12 protein-coding genes are annotated in these 20,054 nt (G+C 45.6%); 1 reads left to right on the top strand and 11 read right to left on the bottom strand.

The window, feature by feature from the left end; all coding sequences use genetic code 11:
• Positions 1–76 precede the first annotated feature (76 nt).
• Positions 77–1,126, top strand: a complete 1,050-nt coding sequence (locus L2744_RS08875; RefSeq protein WP_248991575.1) for a LacI family DNA-binding transcriptional regulator — start codon at positions 77–79, stop codon at positions 1,124–1,126.
• Between the two features lie 35 nt (positions 1,127–1,161).
• Here the strand turns inward: L2744_RS08875 and L2744_RS08870 are convergent, their stop codons facing one another.
• The 11 genes from L2744_RS08870 to L2744_RS08820 all read right to left on the bottom strand — a co-directional run bounded on the left by L2744_RS08870 (position 1,162) and on the right by L2744_RS08820 (position 19,983).
• Positions 1,162–1,800 (bottom strand): 3'-5' exonuclease, encoded by a 639-nt coding sequence (locus L2744_RS08870; RefSeq protein ID WP_248991574.1) that lies wholly within the window; start codon positions 1,798–1,800, stop codon positions 1,162–1,164.
• A 100-nt stretch (positions 1,801–1,900) separates the two neighbouring features.
• Positions 1,901–2,569: a class I SAM-dependent DNA methyltransferase gene (locus L2744_RS08865; RefSeq protein ID WP_248991573.1), complete on the bottom strand. Its 669-nt coding sequence runs from the start codon at positions 2,567–2,569 to the stop codon at positions 1,901–1,903.
• Positions 2,570–2,630: 61 nt separating this feature from the next.
• Positions 2,631–3,023 (bottom strand): hypothetical protein, encoded by a 393-nt coding sequence (locus tag L2744_RS08860; protein WP_248991572.1) that lies wholly within the window; start codon positions 3,021–3,023, stop codon positions 2,631–2,633.
• A gap of 12 nt (positions 3,024–3,035) precedes the next feature.
• A complete protein-coding gene (recD, locus tag L2744_RS08855; protein WP_248991571.1) occupies positions 3,036–5,099 on the bottom strand; it encodes an exodeoxyribonuclease V subunit alpha in 2,064 nt (687 codons plus the stop codon).
• Positions 5,096–8,890: an exodeoxyribonuclease V subunit beta gene (gene recB / locus L2744_RS08850; protein ID WP_376711939.1), complete on the bottom strand. Its 3,795-nt coding sequence runs from the start codon at positions 8,888–8,890 to the stop codon at positions 5,096–5,098. Before recB ends, recD begins: the two co-directional genes overlap by 4 nt.
• A gap of 2 nt (positions 8,891–8,892) precedes the next feature.
• Positions 8,893–12,603 (bottom strand): exodeoxyribonuclease V subunit gamma, encoded by a 3,711-nt coding sequence (recC, locus tag L2744_RS08845; RefSeq protein ID WP_248991570.1) that lies wholly within the window; start codon positions 12,601–12,603, stop codon positions 8,893–8,895.
• A 151-nt stretch (positions 12,604–12,754) separates the two neighbouring features.
• On the bottom strand, positions 12,755–14,911 hold the full coding sequence (locus tag L2744_RS08840; protein ID WP_248991569.1) for a transglutaminase TgpA family protein: 2,157 nt from the start codon (positions 14,909–14,911) through the stop codon (positions 12,755–12,757).
• The gene (locus L2744_RS08835) at positions 14,908–15,990 is read right to left on the bottom strand and encodes a DUF58 domain-containing protein (RefSeq protein WP_248991568.1); all 1,083 of its coding nucleotides are present in this window, start codon (positions 15,988–15,990) and stop codon (positions 14,908–14,910) included. The genes L2744_RS08840 and L2744_RS08835 overlap by 4 nt, the downstream gene beginning before the upstream one ends.
• A gap of 56 nt (positions 15,991–16,046) precedes the next feature.
• Positions 16,047–16,958 (bottom strand): AAA family ATPase, encoded by a 912-nt coding sequence (locus L2744_RS08830; protein ID WP_248991567.1) that lies wholly within the window; start codon positions 16,956–16,958, stop codon positions 16,047–16,049.
• Between the two features lie 146 nt (positions 16,959–17,104).
• Positions 17,105–17,809, bottom strand: coding sequence for an EAL domain-containing protein (locus L2744_RS08825; protein ID WP_248991566.1), 705 nt, complete (start codon positions 17,807–17,809; stop codon positions 17,105–17,107).
• A gap of 248 nt (positions 17,810–18,057) precedes the next feature.
• Positions 18,058–19,983 carry a transglycosylase SLT domain-containing protein gene (locus L2744_RS08820; RefSeq protein WP_248991565.1) on the bottom strand — a complete coding sequence of 642 codons (1,926 nt, stop codon included), beginning with the start codon at positions 19,981–19,983 and terminating at the stop codon, positions 18,058–18,060.
• Between the last annotated feature and the right edge of the window lie 71 nt (positions 19,984–20,054).

The following is a 20,054-nucleotide window of genomic DNA, read 5'->3' as shown; positions in this document are numbered from 1 at the left end:
TAAATTATCCGTCTATACAAGTTTATCGAACTGTTTTAGTATCGTCTAAAATAATCACTTAAGTGAAAACCTCCCTATGGCATCGAAAGCGACCTCGATTGATATTGCTTATCGTGCTGGTGTATCCCAGTCTACGGTTTCCCGAGCCCTTAGAAACAGTCCGTTAGTCAATATAGAGACCCGTGAGCGAATTCAAGCAATTGCGAAGGAGCTCAACTATAAGGTCGATAAAAATGCCAGTAATCTTCGTACTCAAAACAGCCATACGCTGGCGCTATTATTGTGTGAAGACCCCACTAATGATGACTCATTAATCAACCCATTTTTTCTATCAATGCTCGGTTCTATTACTCGAGCAACAGCGCAGCAAGGATATGATTTATTAGTTTCTTTCCAGCAATTATCCAGTGATTGGCATGCCGATTATGAGGACAGTAATAAGGCCGATGGTATTATTCTGCTCGGCTATGGTGATTACATGGATTACGAACAGAAGCTGGAGAAATTATTAGCACAGAACACTCACTTTGTGATTTGGGGGGCCGAGCATAACAATAAATCCGTGTTATCGATTGGTTGTGATAATCACCAAGGCGGTCTGATTGCAACTGAACATTTGATCTCACTAGGCCGTAAAGCCTTTGCTTTTTTAGGCGATGCATCTAGTCATAGTCCAGAATTTAGGGACAGGTATTTAGGTCATGTTAAAGCTTTACAAATGGCGAATATTTCCATTGATAGCAATAAGCAGGTACCGGCCATCAGCACTGAAAGCTCGGGTTATGATGCGGCGATGATGTTGCTTGAAAAGGGCACTCATTTTGACGCTATTTTTGCTGCCAGCGATTTGATTGCCATTGGTGCAATTAGAGCGCTTAAGAAAAAGGGCATAGCGGTGCCGGAGCAGGTTGCTGTGGTCGGTTATGATGATATTCCCGTTGCCAGTTTTGCTAATCCCCCCCTAACCACTATCAAGCAAAATACCCAGTTGGCGGGCGAAATTTTGGTCGAAAGTGTGCTAAAGCTTATTCGCGGCATTGAAGTCAGCCCGCAGCTTATCCCGACAACCCTTGTTGTGCGCAGTTCCTGCGGTGTCGATAGTGCACCATTAAAGTCGATATCTTAGCAGCGGTATTGTATAAGATTGATTATCTAGATATTTTATCTAGAGCTGTACTCGCGAAGAAATTTAGGTACGTCGGCTTTTGTCTTTTTAGTTATTTTTTGCATTAGGCTAAAGGGTGGTGAGGTGATAGCAAAATCACGCTGTAAATCCGCCAGCATAGCTAACCATAGGTGGCTGGTCATCTCTGCATCGGCTAAGGCTCGGTGAAAAGTGCCATTGTTGGGCAATTGTTTATAACGTACTAAGGTGCCGAGTTGATGATTGCTTGCCAAGGGATATAAGCGTCTTGCCACCAGCAATGAACAACCAAATTGGCCTTTGTACTGGTGGCTAATTTGGGCAAATTCGGCATCGAGAAAACGCTGATCGAAGGTGGCATTGTGTGCCACTAAATGATGTTCGCCAATAAAATCGGCAAAACGTACCATCACTTCATGGCAGGGTGCGGCATTTTTCAGCATTTGATTGCTGATCCCCGTATAGTCCTCAATAAAAGAACTGATCCTAAAACCGGGATCCATGAGTTCGGAAAATCGTTGGGTTATCACACCATTCTCAATCAATACCGCCCCTATTTCGATGGCTCGATCGCCTTGGTTAGGTGAAAGTCCAGAGGTTTCAAAGTCGAGCACTACAACCGTATTCGCAGGGGTAAAAGCGGGTTTTTTAGACATATATCCATCATTGGTCCGGGTGAATAATCTTGTGCACTGAGCACAGACCTAAGCGGGTAAAAGGCTTTGGAGTGTAACTTAATTTTTAATTTGGAGCACCTTACCTGATTGCTTTTGCGATGATAAATAAATCTGTCGTAGGAACTGCATCACAGGGCACAGGAAATGTTTGGCGTGAGATCTCGAGGATTTGAAAACCATTGGTTATAAGCTGTTGCTCAATAAAGTCATATTGATGGTAATGCACATAGACACTGTCGCCACTGCTACCGGTTTGCAGACCGGAGCGGCTATCAACATCTTCCATAGTACTTAAATATACTAGGCCATCAGGGCAGATAAGCATGCTGAGTTGCTTAAAAAAATCGACTAAATCCACCTTAGATAAATAGGGCAAACAAAAGCCGCAGGCAATGATATCGAAGGAGCCAGCGCTGAGCGTATTCAGGCGGCCAAGTTGACGATTATCCATGATTTCGAACTGCCCAGTGGGAACATTCTGTTTGGCAAGTTCAATCATGTTAGGTGACAGATCAATCCCAAAAACCTTCATTTGCGGTATTTTAGCAGCAAGGTAACGACTGATATTACCTGGTCCGCAGCCGATATCGAGCAAGTGGTTATGATGGGTTATGTTATTGATTAGGGCATCATAGGTTTGAGTGTAGGAGGCAAACTCCATATATTTATCTTGGTACTGCTGGGCAAACTTATCGAATGTTGCCACTGTTAGCTGGTAGTTATCCTGTGTTTGTGGCTTCAATTTCATTCCCCTCTAATAAGCATAAATACGCGATGTGCAGTTTAAGTTGTGGGCGGGTATCACATGCTTAAATGGCATAATCCAGATCGAAGCTTATCTTTAAACCTAAGTTATAGGCGTGATTTTTGTGCAAATACTCCATTAATTCACCATCCATAAGTTGTGCTAAGGTGATAGGCCTTGCCTCCCAGCGCGGCGCATGGCCTGCATCATTGCAGTGGGCAAGATATAAACGCCGTTTACTTTGCATTATTCCAAAATAGTGCATGTTGCAGCGCTGACCTATGGAAAGGTAAGGCTCAAAATCGAGTGCATAAACCTGCATATCCTTAAATACAGACCATGGAATATAGCGGGTCTTTTCATAGCACATAGCGGGCAGATTTGCTTCAAGCGCAATGGCATCAAATAGCGCGATAACCTCATGTATATTATTTAATCTAATGATGTTTTCATTCATCAATCTTGTTCCTTAAACCCAAAGTCTATCGGCAAGACCCGATGCCCTTTGGGTGACTTGGCTGCTGGCTCGCTCAAAGACTTGCTGGGTACCTAAGCAGGTAAAATGGGTTTTAGCACGGGTAATTGCAGTGTAAATCAATTCTTTAGTTAATAGTTGCCACTGGGCTAGACTTGGACTCGGTGGTAGCACTAAAGCCACGCGATTAAATTCACTCCCTTGGCTTTTATGCACTGTCATAGCGTAGCAAGTTTCATGCTTTGGTAAACGTGCCGGTAAGACTTTAAGCAAACCACCGTCGGCCTTAATAAAGTGTGCCATTAGGCGTTCGGGTTTATCTTCATCCTGTAAAATCAGTCCGATATCCCCGTTAAATAATCCTAAGTTATAGTCATTACTTTGGATAATAATCGGGCGACCTAAATAAAACTCCTGTAGTGGTTTGATAAGCTTGGCATGGGTGAGCGCTTGGGTGACATATCTGTTAATACCTTCTACCCCATAATCGCCTGAGCGCATGGCGCATAAAATGCGATAGTGGTTAAAACGCTCGATAATCTCTGCGGTGCTAGGACGAGTCCCTAACTCCCTATTTAATAAATCGAGGTAGTCGCCATATTGTGCGCATGCTTGTTCAAGCAGTAAGTTAAGCCCAGTGTTGTTTGCAGGTTCACTGACTTTTGCTTGGGTTTGGCTGAGATTAGTACTGTGTTCTAGCCAGTTAAGCTCAGCAAATCCTTGGCGCCACACCTGTAGAATACCTTGAAGATCAGAGCGATTAACCGCGCCAGCAAGGAGTCCTATGCCCGCATCCCCTTTGAATCTATGGCTGTGCATTAACATGCATAAACTATCGCCCAGTTTAGGCGACTGACTGACAAATGGCGTTAAGTCATATCCGGTCAAAGCACTGAGCTGTGTCGCTTGCCCGAGCGAATAGTGCATTTGCCAAAGTGTATCCTGCGCCCCTCCTTGCGGTATGGGAAGTTTTAAGCCCGCGCAAATATCGGCAAGTACAGCACCTGCTTCAACCGAAGCCAGTTGATCCTGATCGCCAAGCAAAATCAAACTGGCATGCTCAGGCAAGGCACTTAACAACTTATACATCATAGGTAAATCCACCATCGAGGCTTCATCGACGATCAGTAAATCGAGCCTTAATGGATTATCTTGATGGTGGCGAAACTGAGGCGAATTAGGAATGACCCCGAGTAGTCGATGCAGGGTAGAGGCCTCTTCTGGGATACGGCTAAGTGCTGTTAAAAAAATCTCTTGGCTATTTCCGCCTTGGTTGACACTGAGTTCTTTAGCGAGGCGTGCCTTTGAGGCCTTAATTGATTCACTTAAGCGAGCAGCGGCTTTTCCCGTGGGGGCGACTAAACGGATCGCTTGTTTTGATTCCATTTGTAGCAATAATAACAGCTTAGTCACCGTCGTGGTTTTACCCGTACCGGGCCCACCAGTGATAACAGCCAGTTTTTTGCCAAGCGCCGTTGCCGTCGCGACTTTTTGCCAGTCAATCATCTCGACATTTTCATCGGCAGGGAATAGCTGATCTAAGTGATTTTTGAGATCCTCGGCCTGAACTGTGTTGGTTCGTTCGGATAATCGAATTAAAGAGGCGGCTACAGCGGTTTCAAAATGATGATAACGCTGTAAATAGAGTCTGCCATTATCGATGATCAGCGGTTTATTGCTGCCAGCTTGGCCCACTGCATCAAAGGTTTGCAGAGTCTTAGTTAATGCATCAAGGCTTAACGTGATTTTACAATGGCTGATTTGCTCCGCCATGGGATTGAGGGGCACTATATGGGCGAGCACTAAGCAACTGTGCTGTGAGGATAATTGCTGACTTAACAGTGCACAGAGTAGGATAAACAGGGGATTCTGACTATCAATTTGGTGTAACTGACTCATTTGCAGTGCAAAATGCCTATCGAGCGGCGTAATCAGTCGCTCTTGCTCCCATTGTTTTAACAGCTCAGATAGCGGCGCAGCGAGTTGGATTGCGCCATGGTCAATCCAATGCTCAGCGATTTGTGTATGCGTATTTAAGCCGAGTGTTGAGCGCATCATGCCGTAACTCCTGCGTCTACGAATGGGCTGTCAAATAAGGTGCTGTTAAATAAAGCATCAAGTGCATAGATCAGTGCCTTTGGTGGTTTATCATAATAAATACCATAGCCCGGATATTGAACCGACATTCCCCTTAAAAACAAATAATAACAACCGCCTATATGGGTGTCATAGTCATATGCTGGCAGGCGTAAGCCTAAGTATCTATGTAAGGCGAGGGAGTAAAGAATGTACTGCAAATCGTAGTGGTGATCTTTTATCGCCCCCTGGAGAGCCCCATGATGATAGGCATATATATCATCCCCTAGGTGGTTAGATTTATAGTCTGCAATGTAAAATTTACCATCATATTCAAAGGTTAAGTCAATAAAGCCCTTGAGCATACCTTTAAGATCATCAAATTTGAGTGTTGACCCATAACCAAATTGATTAAGTAAGTCATTAAGCTGCGCATCTTTTAGTCCGTTAAGGGGTAAATAAAACTCCATTTCGACTAAGGTATCTTGCTTTGATAACATGGCCAAACACAGATCAGGATTGATGAGTTGAGTCGTCGCTTCTGCTTCAGCGGGCATAAGTGCAAGTGGCGCCTTGAGTATATCAAGATACCAAGTATGTAAGACTTCTAACCATTGGGCTGCGATTCCATATTGCAGCATGGCTTTGGGTAGTTGCTCAGGTAAATCGAGCTCCGCCTTTGTAAAATCAATCAGTTCGAGCACTAAGTGCATAAAACTCCCTGCGTTTGCGCCACGCTCAAAGTTAAAGCGATTAAGCCCATTTTGCTTAGGATCTAACGTGTCATAGTGAGAGAGTGTTTCAAGCTGATCGCGTGCTGTAATACTTTGTTCGAGAACACTTAGCTCCTCATCATCGGCACCGGGGACGGCTTTACCGTGGCTGGTATTTTTCACTAAACCAGAATAACTGCCCACCCGCCAAGGTGTACTGTACTGGCGATTGATTGTTTTTGCCGCGAGTGTTTGCGTTGTATCCTGGCTTGAAGGCAGTGTTTGCGGGTGAGCTTCTTCTGGCACTGTATCGACGCTAATAGCATCAATACCCTGGGCAAGGCTTTGTGCCGCTTGGCTGATACGGTTAAAGTCACAATCGGCATCGGTGATCCCCAGAAGATAACCCATGGCGGTTTCATGGAGCTGACTCTTTAGGCCATTTTTGAGTTGGCGGCAGTGGTTAGCAATATACAAATAACACAGATACACAGGCCGAGTGAGTGCTACATATAATAGCCGTAGATCTTCGGCTAAGGTTTCTTGTGCAAACTGCTCCCAGCCTTCATCTGTCCCTTCAATATCCCACACTAACTCTTGCCCATTAGTCTGGTTTATTTTGTGGTAGAGCATAGGCGTTGGGCGGCGGCGATTGTCCCGTGCAAGGCTTACAAAGGGCACGAAACAGACAGGATATTCTAATCCCTTACTCTTATGGATAGTGACGATTTGCACTAGATTTTGCTCGCTTTCTAGGCGAAGCTGTTGCTCATCTGTGCCTGTATTATCAATAAGTTGTTGTTCATACCAATTGAGTAGGGCACTTATTCCATCGAGTTCAGTGGCCTTTTGCTGTAATAGTTCGGCTAAATGACGAAAATCGGTCAAACGCCGCTCACCATATGTCGTTTCTTGTTCTTGGTTGCTATCCAGATTGATCTGAGGGCCCTGCAGTAAACGTTCGATAAGAGACGTACTATTGGCAAGGCTGAGCAATGCGGGCATGATGCCGCGTTTTTGCCAGATAATGTGCAAGTTAAAAAACTGTTCTAACAGTTGTTGTCTTTGCTCTTCATTTTGGTTAAATGCATGAATTTGTTCGGCGTTATAACCAAGCAATGCCGTGGCGAGGGCGCTACGCAGTGCCCGCTCATCTTTGGGGTTAGCCAGTGAGCGTAGGATCAGCGCCATTTCCCGTGCTTCAAGGGTATCAAATACACTATCGCGACTTAAAAACACGGCACCGATTTGGCGCTGACTGAGTGCGACTTTCATCACCGCCGCTTCGTTGCGATCACGCACTAATATGGCAATGTCTTGTGCCATTAAAGGGCCTTTGGGGGTATGGCATTCGCCATTAGCGGCATCTGTTAGCAAACGGGTGATTTCTGTCGCCGCATCTTCAGCGAGTCGATGCCTCGCTGTGGTTTTATTCAGGCCATTTTCGGTTTCACTTAACAGTCTTAATCTGAGCGCTGCGGGATTTTCACGCTTCTGCGTTAGGGTTTTATGTTTAGCGCTGCTCGGGGTTTTTACGCTATCAAAGGGAATGGATTGGCTGATAAACGGATCGGGATGTCGACTAAATAAATGGTTAACACCCGCGACCATATTGGCGCTTGAACGGTAGTTCGTATCTAAGTGATAGTGGGACTCGGTGGCTTTGCGGGCCTCGATATAGGTATAGATATCAGCGCCACGAAAGGCATAAATGGCCTGTTTAGGATCGCCAATCATCAATAGACTGAGGTTGTTTTCAGTATGATTAAGGTGATTATCGCTGTGTTGATTGCATGAGTCATGGTGTTGATAAATACCAGAGAAAATCGCAAATTGCAGAGGGTCGGTATCCTGAAACTCATCAATCAGCGCCACAGGGAAACGACTTGCCACCGCTTTGGGCAAGGTTTTACTGTTGGCATTTAACGCAGCGGCTAAGGTGGTGAGTAGATCATCGGGCGTCAGCACATTTTGTTGTTGTTTTTGCTTTGCAAAGCGCTCGCTAATACCCTGTTTAGCACTATACAAAAACGCCGGTTTAATGGCTTTAATGAGTGCTGCCAATTGCTCCATATGATCCAGCAAGGGTGCTTCGTTTACACTTGGGATCACGCCACCTTTATTGAGTTTAAGTTCCGATAGGGATAAATCCTCCAGTACTTTTATGGGCGGTAGGCCATTTGCAAAGGCAAACCAATTGTCTAAAGCATCGAACATAGCGGCGAGCTTGGGATAATGATCACTTGCCTTGCCAAATCGGGTGCCATTAAGCGGCAAGTTATGCAATAACTCGAGTAATCCATCGCGACCTCGGGGCCATGCTAATTTGAAGCGCTCTAAACTCTGACTGAGGGATTGCGCTAAGGTAGTAAAGTTTGCTGTTGGGGTGAGAGGTTGCGCTTGACTCGCCCCCAGTAATGGCCGCAGCTGTTTGACTAAGCCATCGGGTTCGCCAAACTCTTTTGCGATAATTTGGGCCAAGTAGTCGGGTAAGGGATAGCAGGCCTCGCGCCAAAAATCCCGCACAGCATGGTGCAGGAATTCGCTGTCATCTAAGGTAAAATCAGACTCGAAAAGCAGGGATGATTCAAAGGCAAGATCCGACAAAATACGCTGACAAAAACCGTGAATAGTAAAAATCGCGGCTTCGTCAAGGGACTTTAGTGCTAAATCGAAACGCCTAAGGGCAATTGAGCGTTCGTCTGCTGGCGTATTGTCGTAAAGTGCTTGTACAAAGGGATCATCAATCGGTAAGCCTAAAAAACACTTAAAGGCGACTTGAATGCGGCGGCGAATACGATCCCTTAACTCTTCGGTAGCGGCATTGGTAAAGGTGACCACTAAAATTTGTTCGCAGGTCAGTGGGGTACTGATACCATCACCGAGGAGTAAACGCAGATAAAGACCTGAAATAGTATAGGTTTTACCCGTCCCCGCGCTGGCTTCTATCAGACGACTGCCACCAAAGGGCAATGTCAGCGGGTTAAGTGCCTCTGCCTGATTTTGTGCTGCTACCGCTTGGGTTTTAGTTTTTGAATTCAACATCATATCTTCACCCATCTTCATTCTCCCTGTGAGATATTCTGTTGTGTGCTAACGCTATTGATATCGGCCGCTGGATCTAAGTTAACACTACCGAGGTTCATGCCATTATTGAGGGCAAAGTCCTCAAGCTGAGCAAGTGTGTCTTTCACATATAAACTGACCATGGGGCGATAAATACGGTCGGCGAGTACACCAAAGGTATTTTCAGTAAAATCCCGCGGGAAGTGAAATAACCGCTGATAATGGGGCTCAGTACCTTCGCTCTTTTCCCCTTGTTCATCCAGCCATTCAGCCTGTGCCCCGTTGAGTCTTTCAACATGTTCGCCTTCACTGCTAGCGTAAGCAAGGGAGGTGCGTGGCATAAAACGCAGGGGATGCAGTTGACCTTGATAAAAAAGTTGCAGTAAATCGGCCAATAGTTGCTGAGCACGCTCTGGCATAATTGGCGAAAGCGCATGGAAATGCCCCATATCCAATAGGTAGCTTGCGTGGGTATACCCCATCGCCATTAAACACAGATGGCGTAAATACAGTTTCAATATATCGCGGCCATGGGCACTGCCGGGGCGGTAATTGATGAGTCCCTTAGGGCTAATATCATCAATACGGCCTTCAAGCCATACTCTGCGCGTTTGACCAGATTGAGTTGCGTGGGAAATCGCTAAATCGAAGCTTAGTCTAATGTCTGCATGATGGCTCTGTTGCTCGCCTTTAAGAAACAAGGTTCTATCGATCAGTGGTTTAATGTCCTGCTGATATTGGCGTAGCAGTAGATCATCAAAGGGATGCATGGGCAAGTTACCACTGGCTTTTAGGCGTTTTAAAAGCTCAATGTCCGGCTCTAACACACCTTGTCTTATGCTATTGTCGAGTAGTTGTGCTTGTAAAATATAGCGTTCAAGGGCATTCAAGCTAAAGGGTTCGTCATTATCATCGGCCTGAATATTAAGGCTTAGATCTACCTTGAGTGTGCGGTTAAAGAAGTATTGGGCCGGATTACGAAAGAAGCGGATCAGGGCCGAAATATCCACGTGTTCATCTTCGACGGTGGATTCTCGTTTTACTTCATCTTCAATAATGGTTTCATTTTCAATCACTATGCGTGTCAGTTCACCGATAAAACGACCATTATCAGCCTGAACCTGCGCATTAGGTGGACACCATTGTTGGCTATAACTTTGCTTAATTCCTTTTGAGTCGGCCGTTTTGGGTTGGTATAACTTAGGGTCAAAGGGTTGCAATGGCTGTTGGCTGACAATCTCATTGAGCAGGGCTTTTTCTACCTCTTCACTATTACTCATAGTGGCAAGCTGTGGTAATAGGTGTTCAGGCAGATAACAAAGCTGACAATATTCAATCAGTTCAGAAACGAGCATCGAGGCGATACGCTCCGAGTTGTCCCTTTCACTGCGACCAATGTAGCTGATATATAACTGCTCGCGAGCCGAGAGCAGGGCTTCTAAAAACAGATATCTATCATCAAGACGGCGGGAGCGATCACCTTTACGCGGGCCAAAGTGGGCCATAAGGTCAAAACCGACTGGGTGTTGCACTCTTGGATATACCCCGTCATTCATCCCGAGCAAACAGACCAGTTTAAAGGGAATGGAACGCATGGGCATAAGGGTACAAAAGTTGACACTGCCCGCAAGATAGCGTTGACCTACGCGGGATTCCGTTAAACGCTGATTAAACCATTGCTGTAATACTTCAATGCTTAAGGTTAGCGACGTGGCGATATCGGCTTGGGCTGTTGATTGTGCCTCAATCGGTTTTCCTGCGGATAATAGCTCTTGCTCTAGGGTGGCAATGGCATCGCGGATATCTTGTAACTGCTCGCGCTCGTCTTCATCTGCGTCGTAAAAGGCGTCCAATAACGCCGTTAATTCCATTAAACGCACGGCGCCCGGTTGGTTTTTTTCGAGTATTTGCTGGGTTTCATCGAGCACTTCGATAAAGTTGAGCAGTTTACCGAGTGCTTGTGCCGATTGTCCTTCTATGCCGGTAACCACTAAATGATCTTGGTAGAGCGGCGCATCGTCACTTAAGGCATAACCTAAGATCAGTCGTTTTATGCCAAAGGCCCAAGAGTTTTGCTCAAATGCGGGTACACCTTGTTTTAGGCGACTTTGTTGATCTCGACCCCAACGAACGCCAGCTTCATCAAGCCAGCGGCGGATCAGTTGTAATTCATCGTCATCAAGCTGAAAACGGCGCAAAATGGCGGGCACTTCGAGGATGCTGAGAATATCGGTCAAGCCGAAGCGGCTTTGATTAATCCCGAGCAAATTCAAAAAACTATTAATGAGTGGCGATTCCTGCGCCGCGCCGCGGTCAGCAATGGCGTAGGGAATATAATGCAGGCCCTGTTTGGCGGCGAACACGGCATCGATATAAGGCGCATAGGCGGCTACATCGGGCATCATCACGACAATATCTTTGGGTGATAATTGGGGATGGCGACTCAGCATTTCTAGCAGGTGATCGTGTAGGGTTTCGACTTCCCGCAGTGGACTATGGCAGCTCTTAACTTGTATTGACTCATCATCTTTTTTGAGCACGCGCCGCGCTGCGATATTTTGGTAAAGCGCAGCATCTGGCCCAAGCACGCTATCTAAGGTCTGCATCTCTAAAATATCGTATTGCACACCGTGGAGCATACTGGCGTGACTGGCAGGATCGTTAGGGTCATCGCAAGGTTCACAGTAAACATCATCACCAAAATCACAGTGTTCTGCGGGAAGCTCAAGCAGCATATCGAGTAATTCACGCCCCATCTTGCCATTATTCGCCAGCAGAGGATTGCCGACCTCGAGTTTATCCTCCCATTGCTCTGCTAATTGGCGCTTGCCGGCGTATTGCACCGCCATGCGTGCACGGTGACGTGGATCGATAATATCGCCCCAATAGTGCTGGCATGGACTCAGACTCAAAATGATCACATCAATACGGCTTGCTAAATGATAAAGCACTTCAAGGGTTTGAGGCGCCATTGAAGATATGCCAAACACAAATAGACGTTGGGGTAACGGGGTTAGTGAGGTATTGGGATCATTGAGCACATCAATCAATGCGCTGTGCAGGTTTGCCCTGTGATAATGGCTTTGATTGAGTTCATCGCGATTAAAGGCAATCAAGGCGCGCCATAGAATGGGTTGCCAGCGTCGGTCTTCATTGAGCGGTTTGTTGAGCGTTGTAGGGTGCTGGTTTTGCTCCCAAGCTAAAATCCAGTCGGGTCGATAGACTAAATATTGATCGAAAATATCGGCAATACGACCGCACAACTGATACAGCTTAATATCATCGGCAGGACGCTGATGCGCAAATTCATCCAATCCATTTACATCAATGTCACTTAACGCATGTAAACTTATGTCACCTAAATAGTGCCTAAGTGGCCCAAAGGCATCATCCGCTAACAGACGGGGTAATAACTGCATCAGTTTCCAGGTCATTGCTGCCTTGGTGAAGGCGTTTTCCTTCGGGACATTGGGCAATAAATGGTGGCACAACTGCCAAGTAAAACTGGAGGGCAGTGGAAATTCGAGTGCTGCCGCTATACCATTTTGTTTTGCAATTTCAAGGCGTAACCAAGTCGACATACCAGGGCTTTGTACCAGAATATGCTCACTACGTAGCAGGCGTGTATTAGGTACACTCTGGCGAAGGTAAGCGGCTAAATGGGCGCAGAGCACTTCCATTTGATTAGACTGGATTAACTTTAGCATGGGCAACTCGTGGTGTTGTGAGTGACTATTGTTTAACAAACAAAGGCTTGTTTAAGTTACAACGACGCAAATGACAATAGTGTAAGTAAAAGCAATTCTATGTGTTTGATTTATAAGATTCAACACTTTACTTTTTCACTTTATTTAGTGCCTATTTTAATAGGTTACTAGGCCGTATTAGCCGCCAATTTAATGCCTTGGCCGTGGTGTTGAATTGTCTTAACTGTTGTTGATACGCTTTTGGGGGCAAGTTTTGATATTTAAGCGCGACATAACTTTGGGTTAATGCATTAAATAGAGCGCAAAAGTTGGGTGCTTGGTGTTGGTAATCTTTAATAATTTGTTCGGCAAAATGATTCGGACCTTGGCCCTCTTGACGCGTTATTCCATGTGCCGCAAGACGTAAACAAATGTGTTGATAGCGCGAGCTAATAGGGTCGCGCTCCCGTTTACGGTGAAATAATCCCACACTATAGGCGATATAAAACCCTATTAAACTCAGGCATAACCCCATAAATACCGCTACTTTGGTTTTAGTGACATCCCCTAAAATATGATTGAGCACCTTATTTTGTCTTTCTTGATTAAAGCCTAATACCCACACACTCCAATAGTAATCTATGCTGGCAAAACGTTGTCTTAGCTCATTGAGCCATGGTGTGGATTTAAAGCGTAAACTACTAAAAGGGCTTTCCTTTAGATAACTGTCCTCAGGTGTAAACTCAGCATCAAAACCTAGCTCGATACGATTAGGTGCCACCATAGCCGTTGGGTCGAAACGCACCCAACCTTCGTTCTCAAGCCAAACTTCGGCCCACGCGTGTGCCATATATTGATATACGCTCAGATATCCCGCCTTGGGATTATATTCACCGCCCTGATAGCCTGTGACCATGCGCGCAGGTAAGCCGGTCGCCCGCGCCATAAAAATCAATGCAGTAGCATAATGCACACAAAAACCCGCTTTATTTTCAAACAGAAAATCATCCACTTGCTGTGGCCCTAGCATGGGAGGTGTGAGCGTATAAAAAAAGGGCTCAGTATTGAAATACTGCATCATAGCCACAAGACGTTGTTTGGCATCGGGGTAGGTTTGCTTAAATTGGTTGGCAAGTTGTAAGGTACGTGGATTACTGTTGTCAGGCAGCGCCAGATTGATATCCCTTTGCCGAGGTGAAAGGATAAGATCCATTGTGGCATTGGGCCAAGAATCAAGCTGATAGCTCATGCGTTGATCGAGATTACGTAGGGCAAAGATTCGATAATCGGGCAGATTGACTACGGCGGTATCTTCGCTGTAGGCCACATCGAGGCCAAAAAGCCATGGCTGATGACTTGGCTCGGCAATGATCTGATATCGATAAACCTGAGTCTTTGGACGGTTTGTTTTTGCTTGATTGTCCTCAGCTTTATTTCTCAATTCATCAACTGTTGACGTCGATACCTGCTGTGCTGGGCTTGGTCTTGATGGTGGAAAAATCAATGCATCCTGTTGTAGTTTCTTAATGCCGTTCTCTTGGCGCCAAGTCACTCCATCGTAGTCTTCCATTACCAATGCCCGCCAATAAAGTTCGGTATGGCGTGGCGTGCTTTCCGTAAAACTCGCTCTAAAAGCAAGCTCGGTGGAGCGGGTCAGTTTATTGATATCACCAATGGCAAGGGTATCGGATAGCCCTGTTTTGGCCTCTTTCATATTGGGGACAAGCCAGAGCGGTGCAAAACGGGGTAAGACTAAAAATAGCAGTAGAGCGAGCGGTACACTCTGCAACAGCAACTTGCCCCCAAGCCATAATGTATGCCGCAACCTGTGTTTACTTTGATATAAAGTGACAAGTACGCAGGTATTAACCACTGTCACTGCGAGCAAATGCACAGTGCTTAGCATAGATTGGTGATCTATAAAGGTCAGCGCAATCAGAAAATAGCCAACAATCACCACTGCTCTAACATCTCTTTGGTTACGCATCTCAATGTATTTTAAGGCATAACCTAAAATAAGCAGATTGATTAAGGCATTGAGTACCCCCATTTGACCTGAGACCAGTGCTAATGTGATGGCAGCACCAACAGCCAAACTTGTCACTAAAAAGCGCGGAGGTTTAGCCACTTTGCCGACGTAAATCCCAATGCGCCAAAGCAGACAAATTGCGCAGATCCCAAGTGTCCAGGGTGTCGTTTTATCAAATAAGGGGCTCAGTACCGCAAGGTTCGTGAGCAGCAGCCAAAATAGAGTTTGACGGCTGATGTTGTCACCGATTTGTGGGGCAGTAATCGTTTTAGTTGCTGCGATATTCTTTGAGCGGCTCATTTCGATCCGCTCTGCGTTAGTTGGCGATGTTTTTCAACAAATTCATTGCCATAGAATGGTGGGTTAGCGGTAGCGCTATGGGGTGGAGCACCCGCTTGTGGATGTTGTGGATTGAGCGGATACAATGCCAGTGCTTTCTGGCAGGCGATTCTATGGCTATTGCCGACAGCAGGTGACAGGATAATATTCTCACCCGTGGGGAGGTGTAGCCATAGACCAAAATGCTGCTCAAGTTGACTCAGTTTATTGACCTGCCAGCTTAACTGACTCAGTTGGGTTTCAAGCTGTTTAGGATTGGGCCTAAGTATTAGCCATACAGGCTTACCTTGGGGCTGCTCAAATTCCTTACTCAGCATACCGCGCCCCTGCGCCCATTGTTTCCAAGCCACTTGCTTAAGGGATTCACCCAGTACATGGGGTTTAAGCCCTTTAAATTCATCGATACCCGCTACATGCTGGCCTGCTACTGTGGGTGGCTGCTCCCTTAGATGATCAAGCGTTGCTTCAAGCTGAAGTGGGGCTTCAATCGGCTTTGCGTAGACTAAATGTGTGATAGCTAAGTCAACATGGGACCAAGTACGGCAAAGACCAAGTGGATAGAAAGACTCAATTTTAAGTCGCCCCGGTGTAACAAGGCCGCGAATTCCATGTTCAAAGGGAACAAGGGCTTGGACTTCATCTATCCCTACTTGCTTAAGCGTGTAACTGTGGTTGTTTGGATAACCAAGATTTATATGATAACTGCTGTGATTAGAGTTGATCTGGATAGGAAAAGTGATCGTTTCCCCCGCATAGACCTCAGGCGGCATGCTGGCCCGTAAATGTAGCCCGGCAAGATTGTTATAACTGTAGAGAATACAAGTATTAAAAAGACTTAAAAGTAAAATGCTTAACCCAATCACCAAATTGTTTTGGTAGTTAGTGCCAAATAAAAATAACAGCAAAACAAGAGCGAGCCAGATAAGCCCAAAACCACTGGGCAGAATAAAAATACTGCGATGGCTGAGGGTGATTTCGGTATTGGGGGGGAGGCGTCTGGCAAGCCATCGCTGCCAAATGCGCGTAATTAATTGTTTCACTCTGTCCTCATCTTTGATATTCGCTCTTTGCCTATATCACGATGTTCATCTCACCGTTACATAATAGGATTCACACTGGCGAGGATACGCTCTGAAATCGCTTCGCCCTGCAATTGGCTACTGGTTCTCAGTCTGTGCTCCGCCACACAGCAAAACACTGCCTGTACGTCTTCTGGGACAAGGTAGTGCCGACCGGCTAAAAATGCCCATGCCTTTGCTGCTTGCAGTAGGGCTTTGGTGGCGCGGGGGGATAAGCCTACGCTTTCAGTTTGTGTGCGAGAAAAACTCACTAAAGCCAAGATGTAATTGAGCAGGGCATCGGATGCACTAACCTTGTCGCATTGTTCTTGCAGCTGCATCAAGCTCATCGGGGTTAAACATTGGGGCAATTGATCCAGTGTTAGATGTGTGTGGTGAGCTTTAAGCATGGCAAGCTCAGCCTCGTGGCTCGGATAACCGATAGAAAGCCGCATCATAAAACGGTCTAGCTGGGATTCAGGCAGCGGAAACGTACCCGATTGATCCGTTGGGTTTTGAGTCGCGATAACGAAAAAGGGGTTTGGGAGTCTGTGGGTTATGCCGTCAACGGAGATTTGCTGTTCGGCCATGGCTTCGAGTAGGGCACTTTGGGTTTTTGGGCTTGCGCGGTTAATCTCATCGGCTAAGACCATCTGTTTGAAAATGGGGCCAGGGTGGAAGATAAATTGCCCTTGATGTTTATCAAAGATGGATACACCTAAAATATCGGCGGGAAGCATGTCGCTAGTGAATTGCACTCTTTGGTAGCTGAGCCCCAAACTCTGGGCAATACCATGGGAAATACTGGTTTTGCCCATGCCAGGTAGATCTTCAATCAGTAAGTGGCCGCGGGCGAGTATGCAGGCGAGTGCGAGGCGAATTTGCCGTGGTTCCCCCAGTAGCACTTGCTCAAGTTGTGCTAATAGGTCGTTGATCCCTGATGGTGCCACACTAGACTCCTTATGCCATGCTAGAGGAGAGTCGATAATAGACTCGTCCTATCACTATGGTGGATAATTCCCTTGATATCCAGTTGGGAGTAATGAGTCAAAGGTGCATTACATATTTCTCAATAAAACCGAGTTTAGTGATGAGGTTAGGAAAAACGTAAGGCTTCTGTGCTGGTAGGGCGAATAAACCATGACTTGAATAAAAAGCCCTGCACCAAATGCACTCCAATGTCCTTTGCAAAGGCAAGCTGAGCTTCGGTTTCTATCCCTTCCAGAATACATCGCTTGCCCGAGCGCTTCGCAAAGTCGACGAGTGCAATTAATAATTGGATACCCTGAGGTTGTTCAATCAAGGTTAACCAATGGCGATCAAATTTGAGGTAATCTACATTCATCATTAATTCCACAGACAGCATGGAATGGGGCGCACCTATATCATCGAGCGCTACGTTAATGTTTGCTTCCTTGAACTTAGCAAAAAGTTGATTGGCAAGGTTTGCATCACTTACACAGGTATTTTCAATAATTTCGACCGTGATCTGCTGATAATCAGACAGCAATGCTAATAGCTTTGCCGTATGCGAACCGTTGACGGCGTGAGGGTCGACATTAATGAAAATGGGTTGATTGCGGGGAGCATGGGCGAGTTGAAATACCTTAGCTTGGTATTCAATTGCCGCTAACATGTCTGAGGATACATGTAATTGCTCGAATACGAGATTAGGCGCAATGGCCTTGCCATCGGAAAAATAAAAACGGGCGAGGGCCTCATAACCATCAATGGCTAAGGTTTGTGGATCGACAAAGGGTTGATATTCACAGCTTAGGCTGAGCGTTTTGAGGTTAATCATTGGCCAAATGTGGGTATTAAATTAGTTAATTGCTAATTATTTGCATTTAACCTAGTGGAGTGCAAATAAGTTTTTATCAATAATGGTTGATTGCTGATTAAGTATGCACTTTTGTAATTATCTGAATAATAGAGACTAATATGCGCTTAACCCATACTAAAGAAAAGTTTGGTTTGAATGCTGGTATTCAACAATAGGGCTAACCTAGGTTAGCCCTATTGTTGAACTCGCAAAGAGAGGATTTGCAATTAATAGCTAAATTTAAGCTCGGTATCACTGAACAGTGGCTGTGGATTTTTCTTCTGCGCTTCGTAAATCAAACGGTAACTCAGCACTGCTTGGACATATTCACGGGTTTCAGTGAAGGGAATTGACTCAATAAATCCCATGGTATCCAATCGACCATTGGACTCGGCTAACCAGCGGCGTACCCTTGAAGGGCCGGCATTATATGCAGCGGTGGCGAGTACACGGTTTTGATTAAACTCTTTTAAAAGCTGAGCGTAATAGGCGCTACCCAAATTGAGGTTAAGCTCAGCACTATAAAGATCCTTAGGATCGTTATATTTTGCCCCGTGTTTTTTAGCGGTGGCTTTGGCGGTTGCAGGCATAATTTGCATTAAGCCACGGGCACCAACACCTGAGGTCGCATAGCGATAAAATGCACTTTCTCGGCGGCTAATCGCACGGATTTCATCAATATTAACCCTATGCTTTTTGCTGGCATGTTCAAACCCCGGTTGATGTGCCATAGGAAAACGTAGGGGAATATCGTCCCATAATTTGCCTTGGATACTCGCCTCAACACCAAAATCATACCAACCTTGATCATGGGCATAACGGCCGTAGCGGGCTCGCATAGGGTTATCGCTGCGTTTGAGTAAAGTGACCCATTCATAACGGGCATCGAAATAACGATCCAGTTCCATCAGTTCTTTTACGCGAACAAAGCCTAAGTCGTCCTCTAGTTTTGGGCTGCTTGCATCCACAACAGGTTCTGGGCTTTGGTTGAGCGATACGGGTTTATTTAACAGTTGTGAGGCGGCAAAACCATAGAAATTACGCTCATTACTAATCGCCCCCAGTGCTTTAGTCGCGCTGTCGGGGGCATTTCTAGCATTTGTTCGGTATAGCCAGTATTGCCAACGCTCCTTAGCGAGGGTTTCTGGTTCGAGCAAATTAAGGTAACGGGCAATATGGGTTGTATCTTGTTTACGAATGGCCCACCTTAAACGACGTTCAACTAAATCATCACTTTTCATTTCGGGCAACAGAGCGTCCACGAAGTCTCTATGATTATCATCCTGTTCAATTAATACTCGACGGACTAAGAACTTTTGCAGCTGTTGTTCTTGAGCGGGTGTAAAGCGTTTAGATTTTTGATACCGAGCATACAAATTAATTGCTTGGTCAAGATCTTTACGTGCAAGCCGTTTTAAACCAAGGGCGACGATGTCACCGACAATAGGGTTTTTATCTTTAAATTTTTCAGTATGGCGCAGGCTGTTCGGATCCTTAAATACCGCCACTAAGCGTTTAGCTTCGTTATTATGGGTGGTGATTTTTTGGGATAAGTAACTTAATAAACTGGTTTCACCCTCATCAAAACTCAGTAGCATTCGCGCCCAAATCACATCTTGATTACGCTTACCCGCTTTTATCCAAGCGTTAAATAGGGGATCACATTCCTTAGGGCGAGAACCACCATAAACCCACAGTGATTGCGTGGCGGCATAGGCGGTTTTGGTTTCGCCCTTGGCAAGCTTGGCCTCATAAAAAAAACACTGCAGGAGAATATCCGTTGGCGCCTCTTTAGCGATAGCAAGGAAGTCATTCCAGCGTTTTTGGTTGCCCGCGTTGGCTAAATACTTAGCTCGCAGGCGATGGTACATAGGGGTGGTTTGATATTTATCAATAAGTGCTTTGGCTTGAGTGCCCGAGAGTGCGTTAAGTTTACCTATATCGATATCATGGTCTAAGTAAATCGCCAGTGGATAGTCGCCAAGTTTTGAACGAAGTGGTTTATAGGTTGCGTAATCTTGCTTTTTTAGCGCTTTCTCAGCTTCTAGAAACGTTTTTTGCACTGGGGTCAAGGCGAAAACGGCAGAGGCATTTAATGCTCCAGCTATAATAATTGCGCTCGATAAAACCATATTCATTAATGGTTTGCACATGCAGAACTTGCCTCCTGTAAAGTCATCATCGATATTTCAGTATCGATTCAAGGTGAAAGTGATTATCTCGT

This window comes from Shewanella profunda, assembly GCF_023283765.1.
Lineage (GTDB): Bacteria > Pseudomonadota > Gammaproteobacteria > Enterobacterales > Shewanellaceae > Shewanella > Shewanella profunda.
This window is presented reverse-complemented; position numbering and strand designations above follow the sequence as displayed.